This is a genomic window from Pauljensenia sp. UMB6358, from assembly GCF_030216865.1.
Lineage (GTDB): Bacteria > Actinomycetota > Actinomycetes > Actinomycetales > Actinomycetaceae > Pauljensenia > Pauljensenia turicensis_A.
Window position 1 is genome coordinate 20,938 of the sequence record NZ_JASOMS010000014.1, and the last position, 8,760, is coordinate 29,697.

Genomic DNA, 8,760 nt, shown 5'->3' on the forward strand with positions numbered 1-8,760 from the left:
CATGACGTACGACGTGCACACAAGCTCCCTCAACATCGCTGGGCGCGCGTTTAAAGGCGTCGGCTACACGACCCTTGGCATGGGGTTGGCGGGGGCGTCAGCACTCGCCTGGGGCTCGTTTGAACGACGCTGGCCAACATTGCGACACGTCCACGTCACCTTGGATCCATCGCGCGATATCCGGCCACTGACAATCCTTCACGTCTCTGACCTGCACATGTTTCCCGGCCAAGACTTCATCGAAGATTTCCTCAGGAAAGTTACGGCCACAAACCACATTGATTTCGTCGTTTCTACCGGCGATAACTTCTCCAGTGTGGACGGCCTCGTCCCCCTGATGCGCGCCTACAAACCACTGCTGGACTACCCCGGCGCCTACGTGCTCGGCTCGAATGACTACTATTCGCAGATGCCGAAGAGCTGGGCACGCTACCTTGTCGGCGGACACCCTCGGAAGGCGCGCACAACGCCGGACCTGCCGTGGACTGAACTGACTTCCGCATTCCACGAAGCCGGCTGGACGAACCTGACTAACCGCGCAGATACGCTTTCGATTCCCGTTGTCTTAGCACCGGTTGCGCGCGTCTCCTCTTCGTCGACCATCGCACCTGGCGTTTCTTCGCCTTCTATTCACGAGGCCGCGCACACGTCCCAAACGCTCAGCTTTATCGGGACCGACGACGCGCACCTCAACCGCGATCGACTTCCCATCCCGTTGGATTCGTGGGCGAACCAGCAGAACCTGCGTATCGGTCTCACGCACGCTCCATATACGCGCGTTTTGAACGCCATGACGGACGCTGGAGCCGACCTTATCTTCGCCGGTCACACGCACGGCGGTCAGATTGGACTTCCCGGTTTTGGAGCGATCGTGACGAACTGCGACGTCCCACGGAAATACGCAAAAGGGCTGCACTCGTGGCGATATGGCACGCACCAGTCCTTCGTCAATGTCAGTGCCGGACTGGGGACGTCGCGCTACGCGCAGGTTCGTATCGCAACACGCCCCGAGGCCACTCTTCTTTCAATCGCATAGCGTTCACGCAGCCCGTTTGGATAGCGCTACCGGCGAATGATTGCCACGCATTTAGGCTGGGCGCTCGGATCGGGCACTGTGACTTATTCGGCAGACTCTAGGGGCTTTCCGTTTTGTCATCTGGGACTTTGACTCGCTATACTCGAACAGTCGCACGGGGTGTGGCGCAGTTTGGTAGCGCGCTTCGTTCGGGACGAAGAGGTCGTGGGTTCAAATCCCGCCACCCCGACTCGTGTGAGATCCTCCGGCACTGCAGGTGTCGGAGGCTTTTTCATTTTTTGGCGACGGAGAGCTTAAACGACAAATGTTATATATCAATCGTTCATCATAGAAGCGTCGAGCAGACAAAACCACCGAATATAAAGAAAACGGCCTCAACCCGCAAGTCCAGACCGTTTCAGTCGAGCCACCTGTGGGAATCGAACCCACGACCTATTCATTACAAGCCCGGTAAAGGGTTCCACTCATTTTCGGCATCGTATCTTCGCTGGCTCTGTGCTTCGTTTTTCTTTTTACTCGTATTGCCAGCAACTATGGCAATGCCAGTAATGACGGCAACTATGGCAGTGATGGCGCTGCCAGCAATGCCCGTTTTTTTCAACAATTGGGCATGCTTGCCAATGCTAATGGCTGAAACTTTAGTCATGCTCAAAACTGTTATTCCTTTTGAACAACTCGCCCGCCTATGGACTGTAGAGATGTCCGCACGCTCTTTGTCAGTAAGGACGATTGATGAACGATTACGTGTCGTAGACCAATTCACTCAGCAAACGGGGGTGAACGCTCAGGTAGCCAATTTCGAGGACATTACTTTATGGCTTGCCACGTTACCGTCTGCGATCACGCGCCACACATATTACGTGCATCTGCGAGCCTTCTATCATTGGCTGGTTATCAGCGATCACCGTCAGGACAATCCTATGTCCCGCGTTGCAGCGCCTAAACGTCCTAAGTATCAACCGCGACCTATCACAGATGAACAGCTACGAGCCGTTCTCACCTCGCCTCTGCGTCCCGCCACGCGCACCCGCATCATGCTTGCTGCCTTTGCTGGGCTGCGAGTCCACGAAATAGCGAAAATACGCGGACAAGACATCGATCACGCAACGGGAATGATAACCGTAGTTGGAAAAGGCAATAAAACCGCCGTTCTGCCAGTGCATCCCATCATCTTGCGCGAGGCTGAACACTACCCTCTACGCGGTTGGTGGTTCCCTTCTTCCACATGCCCTCACACGCATGTAGAACGTCGGGCAGTTGGCTCAAGTATTTCTGACGCTTTTGCGCGAGCGGGTATCACAATGACTTCCCACCAGCTACGCCACTATTTCGCCACAGCCCTACTTGAAGCAGGAGCAGACGCGCGGGTAGTGCAAACCCTTATGCGTCACGAAAACCTACAAACAACCGCGCTATACATGAACGTTTCAGTGCGCCTACAACGCCAGGCTCTCGACCTACTACCAACCATGTTCAACAACTACCTGTTCTAACCGCCAGCACTGCCAGCAACGTCGGCATTGACGGCAATGACGGCAACGCTGGCAACCGTAGACATGTAACCCATGAGGAGACAATGATGCTCACCATTTCACTGTGTAATCAAAAAGGTGGAGTTGGTAAATCAACTACCACCTATCACCTAGCCCGCGCCGCGGTTCTTGAGGGCTTGCGCGTGATCGTCGTAGACCTTGATCCGCAAGGCAACATCACCAGTAGCCTCGCAAAACACCCAGTAGACGAGGACACTGCGGGGTTGGCTGACGTGCTCTCAAACCGAACCAAGCTACCGATAAGCGAAGTCACCGTACCTGGCCTATGGGACGGGGTAGACCTCGTACCCACCACGGGTGAGGCCCTACCAGTAGTAAGAGACGAACTAGTAGTAGCAGGAGCTGGACGCGAAAGCAGGCTACGCGCCGCCTTAAGTCCTATCGCGAGCAACTATGACGTGTGTCTTATCGACTGCCCACCATCACTCGACCAGCTCACAATCAACGGCCTGACCGCCACCGACATCACCCTGATCGTCACACACTCCAAACTCTGGAGCGCTAACGGGCTAGCGAGACTACTCAGTTCGATCGACCAGATCCGCACCTACTACAACCCCACACTCACAATCGGGGGAATCATCATCAACCAGCACGAAGCCCGCACCACCAGCGGCGGGCACTGGATAAGCGAGCTAACCCATGAAGTAGAACAACGCGGACTAACAATCTTTAACCCACCCATCCCTAAACGGGTAGCAATCGCAGACAGCGTGGAAGCCAGTCAGCCACTCGAACAATGGCCCACACAAGAAGCAGCACAACTAGCCGACATCTACACCCAATACCTCCACGCAATCCAAACCCACCAGGAAGAACAGAGCAATGAGCAAAATCAGTAACAAACAACTCTTAGCCACCTACAGGCAGGCGAGCAGTGAAGAAAAAGACATCTATCTGAAGTTGCTGTACAACGACACGGTAAACGCAACTCACTACCTCCAATACTGGATCAAACCAGAACACCTAGGACCTGGACCCTACACGTGGACAGAGAAAGTCCAACACGTGCTCAAGGGCAAAGAGTTTGAGCAAATGCTCCAACTCCACACCCGCCTATCCGAAACCGCGCATGCCATCAATCGACTAGACAAACACATGCGTAAACTCGACGAAGGACACACTCATGACTAAACCACAACCTAGACGTAGCGCCCTAGCAGGCCACAGCGTCATCACCCAGACCCAGACCGAGGCCAAACCACGGGCACAAACACCCACACCCAAGCCCCAGTCCAGTGGTATCCAAAAGATCACTGTTCGGGTAGATGAAAAAGTGGCAGACGAAGCACGTGGTCTATTCATCGCCAGCCTTGCCAATAATGGGCCGACTACGTGGAGCAAATGGGTAGAACAAGCCCTCATCGCCTACAACACGCAAGCCCGAGCGCGACTACACGCGCCTGTCCCACCACGCCAAATCGGCACCCTACCCGTCGGACCGCGCGGCCCCATCAACTAGACTCGACATCAACACAGGTCAAGGAAAACACCATGAGCACCAACGAAGCGCCCCACACCCCATTACAAGAAACAACTGATACTGCGATGAGCGAGCCAGTCTCTACGGTGACACCACCGTGGTATAAGCGCCCGCCCATTATTGCCACCCTCGCCGTAGCACTCATCGCCGTGCTGGTTGTGGTTGGGGTGGTATGGAAAACCCACACTGATACGTTGAGCGCGCGCGAGGAATACCAGGCGACCCAGGCCACCTATCAGCAGACCTTGACCGAACTTGACCAGACTAAGACGCAAGCCAAAGCGCTTATTGATCTAGTGGCTCAGCGTGCTTTAGACACTGACACCACGGCTCTAGCCGTGGCGGTAGAAGAAGCAGACGCACTTTCAAGCGTTGAGGCCCAGGATGCTTCCGCGCTAGAACGTGAACAAGCCAAAGAAGCTACGCGCGCGGTCAAGGACGCCCAAGGGGAGGCTCAAAGCGTGCTTGATAAGCTCACTGCTTCATTTGCTGGCGTGCGTGAACACGTCGCGGCCGCGGCTACAACCACTTTTGACCAGGGGATAAAAACCCTGAATGAGGCAATCGAAGCCGCTGGCACGGCTAATCGTGAAGGCGTAGAAACGAGCGTGACCGACCAGCTTGACGCTGCACTGAAAGAAGCTCAAGCACTCGACCAAGCCGAGCCTGAAACGCTGGAGACTGTGGCTGATATTGAGGCTGTGTTTACCCGCGCCGACCAAGCAGGCACAGTAGCCAAAACCCTAAGCGATGCCACCACAGCGGTAAACGACGCGGCCACAGCCTACGCACAAACCCAACAGGCTCAAAGCACGGGCGGATACGACGAAGGCAATGGTGGTGGCTACAGCGCCAGTAACTACAGCAACTCGAACGCAGGTGGCAATGGAGGCGGTGGCTACAGCGGTGGTAGTGGTGACGTGTGCGGCGGCGGACCATACTGCTATAACCCAAACTTCCCCGAATGGATACAAGCCACCGACGACGGAAGCTGGCACCACCAGGTGCAGCCAGATGAGAATGGAACAGTTACCGGCGATATTCAAGGAGAAGTATGTGTAGGTACTTGCGATTGATGTGCCGGAGTTAATCGCTAAGTATTCCGATGGCCCGTAGACCTAGTGTCTGCGGGCCATCTTTGTGCGCACACACCCTACGTAATAGGTGAAGCCCCTGAATGGGTTTCGTGATCGATCATCAAACCTATATGAAAGTGGAGTAGTGATGAGTATTCCTATAACCACGCACGCTCAAGACGCGCCTCGCGCCACTAAGGGCGGGCTGGCTTACCGGCTAGCTCTCGCTTTAACAGCGCTTGCGCTTATCTTTGTCGGCTCTCTGAGCGCCCTACCGGCTCACGCGGCAGGCTCTTGGGTGCGCGGCGTGCCTATTGGAGGAAGTGTTGGCTGGCTTGGCACGTGGATTCCCTACCAAGGCCAGCCCACGCCTGGTCTGTGTATTCAGGCTGACGCGGTCAACCCCTCGGCAGCAGTTGCCGTCACCCCCGGAGAGCTGACGAGTCAGCCTGGCCTTAGCCGTCCGGCTGATCTGAGTGTTGATATTGCTCAGATGGCGTACATCATGAAGTGGTACACGCCAAAGTCCTTAGAGTTTTCAAATACTGACGTAGACGCGGCCGCTACAGGTTTCCTTGCACACGTGAACTTTGAGAACTCGGGTCGCGCTCAGGCGAATGTCAATGAGCTACTCCAGCTCACCCCCGCGAACGTTCAAAACCGTGCGCGCCAAATGGTCGCAGAAGCCAAAGCGGCCGGTGTTGTCGGATGGGAAGCAGGTGAACCAGAAACCACCAACCACATGTACGGGACACTCGACGGGATACGTCTAGTTAACGGCAATGGGGCGGCGGCAGCGGGCTATCCGTTCACGGTGACCCTAAATGGTCCTGCGGTTTTCGATGCAACGGGCACTAATACTTATAGTGGTACTACCGCATCTACCCCCATTACCGGTCTTAAGTGGCACTCCACTGGCAACGGCAAGGTCACTGCAAGCGTCAACTTCACAAACATTATTTCGCCTGTTCTTGGCTATGCGTCGCCTGGCGGCGGTCGCCAAGACGTGATTTACGATGTTGGAAGGCTGACGGGTAAAACCGTTCAGTCTCCGACGTGGGATGTTATCTTCGATTTCCGCCCCCAAGGCCTCTCAAATGTGGATACCGCTAAGGTCATTGACAGCGGCGCTGAGCTGACTGACACGTTCACCCCGAACGCTGACCCGAACTACGGGGACGGTAAGTGGCTCAACATCGATGGCACCAATGTGCCCGTGAACTACCGCGCAAGCCTCTACTACATCGACCCCCTCGCTCCAGCAGGCCAGAGCGCGACCGTGCCAGAAGGCGCAGAACTCATCAAGTCCGTCATCGTCAAAGCCAACGGGCCTGAAACGGTGCTTACCGTTAGCGCAGGGGCCGCACCCAAGGACGGTTTCTACACGTGGGTGTGGGAAGTAAAGGCCGATGACCAAGATGCTGAGTGGTCAAAGTACATTAAGGCCGACTTTGTTGACGACTATGGCATGGCAGACGAAACCACGTCGGTAAGACACCCAGCTCAGATTGATTCGAAGTTGAGTGTGCGTGACACCAAGGCGGGCACCTACCTAGTAGATGACGTGTTCGTCACCGGAATGCCCTCCGATCACCCCAACTTTGAAGGCGCAGCCGGGTTCAAGGCAGACGAAAAACTCATCTCTCACGAGGTCTTGTTTTTCCCCGCTGGCCTTAAAGTAACCGAAGCGAACCGCGACAAGGCTGAAAAGATTGGTCAAACCGTCACCATTCCAGCCAAGAACGGTGTCTACCCCAGCGTTGGTGACACGTCGTGGATCGCTAAGAGGGGTGCAGACGGCAAGCTAGTAGCCGGCACCTACGTATTCATCTCTACTTTTGCTGGTGATGACCGCGTAACCCCATTGGCTACTTCTGTAGAGGATGTGACCGAGCAGTTCACTATCACAGCTGATGGCCCGAAGCTCAAGACCACGTTCACCGGCGAAAACGGTGAAAAAACCTTGAAGCCTGGCAAGGACACGAAGCTGGTTGACAAGGTGTGTGACGCGAACGAGAAACTTGTTCCCGGAACTGAATACACCTTGAGGCTCAAGGTTCACAACAAGACCACCGGCAAGATGGTCATGGTAGACGGCACAGAGTATGAAGCGACCGCGAAGTTCACGCCCAACACTCCGCAAGACTGCGGGAAGGTAGTAGCCAACCTGGACACTACCGGCATGGCAAACACTGAACTCGTTGCCTTTGAATACGTCTACGACGCAAACGGGCAGCTCGTGGGCACCCACACGGATGCTGGTGACGCGGATCAGACCATTAAGCTCGCAGCCGCTGACAACTCCGGTGGCGGGTCGGCCCTGGCCAAGACCGGCGCAAACCTCGCACCGCTAGGCGTAGCCGCACTACTAGCCACGGGTGGTGCAGGTGCCCTCGTAGCTAAGCGACGCAAGAACTAACCCACAAGATCCCCTCCAGGGATAGTTAAGGCCCGCACCTTTTGGTGCGGGCCTTAACTGTGCGCGCACACCCTACGCAGTAAGTGAAGTCCCAAGCGCGGACTGAAACAAACACCGGTGACGAACAGGAAAACAGTGTCTAGACTCAAAACACTCATAAGAACTACGGCTATGACCATCACAGCCACAGCCGTGCTAACAACAAGCGCAGGACTTGCAGCTAACGCCCTACCTCCCGAATCAAAAGACAGCGCGTTAGAAGAAGTCGGGCAAGGCTACCACCTACAAATCGATGACAATCTTGTGTGGTTTGGAGGATTGAAAAACCCAGACGGACATGACCCCCTCATCTGGTCCACCATCTTCACCAATAAAATCCCCTACGACTCGCAAGGCTACTTTCTTAACACAACCAACGTTGATAACCACCAAGACCCCCAACTCAGTGTGACTGGCACACAGATGGGGTGGATTCTAGCCACCTACGAATCTGTTAATACCACCCAGTCTCGCGCCGCCATATCACTGCTTAACCGGCTCAACTTTGACGCTTCGGCATATGCGCTCGACCCTAGCCACGACCCGAACTCAGAACTGCTCCGACCCGCACGCGAGCGCGCAGCCAAGGCCACGGCCGCCATGCAGCAAGAACACCCCGATGTGGTGGAACTAGCCAAAAAATACGCTAACCAAGCAGTAAACGCATCACCCGAAAAGTTCGGCTCACCAACCGTCCAAGGCGATGGCACGTCCGAGGGAACTATTAACCTGCGTTGGATCAACGCCCTAGGCAAACCCAGCCAAGGACTTAAAGCCACGGCCACGCTAGATGGTCCGGCTGTATTCAAAGACAGTGGCACTAAAACATGGCAAGGCGAAAGCACAAGCGAAGGCTTCCAAATACCCTGGAAATCTACCGGAGTTGGCACTGTTAAAGCCGAAATTGAAATCATGACCGGCTATTACTCTCTCGTTATCCAACTCAATAGGAAAGGACTGACCTCAGTGCGCACAGGCCCCGGCAAAGACACGAGTGAGGCAACCCGGAAACAGGAAATAGAGTTCAACACTGCCGAACCAGAACCTGAGCCCTCGCCAGAACCAGAACCCTCGCCAGAACCAGCACCCACGCCAGAACCAGCACCCACGCCAGAACCATCGCCCACGCCGGAACCTGAGCCCTCGCCAGAACC

The 8,760-nt window shown here is 55.4% G+C and carries 8 protein-coding genes and 1 tRNA gene; 8 read left to right on the forward strand and 1 reads right to left on the reverse strand.

Annotation, left to right across the window (positions count from 1 at the left end):
- Position 1 precedes the first annotated feature (1 nt).
- Positions 2-1,036: a metallophosphoesterase gene (locus QP381_RS08255; protein ID WP_285068417.1), complete on the forward strand. Its 1,035-nt coding sequence runs from the start codon at positions 2-4 to the stop codon at positions 1,034-1,036.
- Between the two features lie 155 nt (positions 1,037-1,191).
- Positions 1,192-1,265 (forward strand) — tRNA-Pro (locus QP381_RS08260).
- A gap of 210 nt (positions 1,266-1,475) precedes the next feature.
- On the opposite strand, the gene QP381_RS08265 is transcribed toward QP381_RS08260, so the two are convergent.
- Entirely contained in the window at positions 1,476-1,682 is a 207-nt protein-coding gene (locus tag QP381_RS08265) for a hypothetical protein (protein ID WP_285068419.1), read from the reverse strand.
- Here QP381_RS08265 and QP381_RS08270 point away from each other — a divergent pair.
- The 6 genes from QP381_RS08270 to QP381_RS08295 all read left to right on the forward strand — a co-directional run.
- Positions 1,681-2,529 (forward strand): tyrosine-type recombinase/integrase, encoded by an 849-nt coding sequence (locus QP381_RS08270; RefSeq protein WP_050998759.1) that lies wholly within the window; start codon positions 1,681-1,683, stop codon positions 2,527-2,529. The two genes, QP381_RS08265 and QP381_RS08270, sit on opposite strands and share 2 nt — an antisense overlap.
- Before the next feature lie 83 nt (positions 2,530-2,612).
- Positions 2,613-3,431 carry a ParA family protein gene (locus QP381_RS08275; protein ID WP_285068424.1) on the forward strand — a complete coding sequence of 273 codons (819 nt, stop codon included), beginning with the start codon at positions 2,613-2,615 and terminating at the stop codon, positions 3,429-3,431.
- Complete coding sequence (locus tag QP381_RS08280; protein WP_285068426.1) at positions 3,415-3,723, forward strand: hypothetical protein; 309 nt, start codon at positions 3,415-3,417, stop codon at positions 3,721-3,723. The genes QP381_RS08275 and QP381_RS08280 overlap by 17 nt, the downstream gene beginning before the upstream one ends.
- 360 nt (positions 3,724-4,083) lie before the next feature.
- Entirely contained in the window at positions 4,084-5,148 is a 1,065-nt protein-coding gene (locus QP381_RS08285) for a hypothetical protein (RefSeq protein ID WP_285068428.1), read from the forward strand.
- Positions 5,149-5,296: 148 nt separating this feature from the next.
- The gene (locus tag QP381_RS08290) at positions 5,297-7,567 is read left to right on the forward strand and encodes a VaFE repeat-containing surface-anchored protein (RefSeq protein WP_285068431.1); all 2,271 of its coding nucleotides are present in this window, start codon (positions 5,297-5,299) and stop codon (positions 7,565-7,567) included.
- A gap of 171 nt (positions 7,568-7,738) precedes the next feature.
- Positions 7,739-8,760, forward strand: a 1,022-nt coding sequence (locus tag QP381_RS08295) for a hypothetical protein (protein ID WP_285068433.1), incomplete at its 3' end; no start/stop codon positions are given.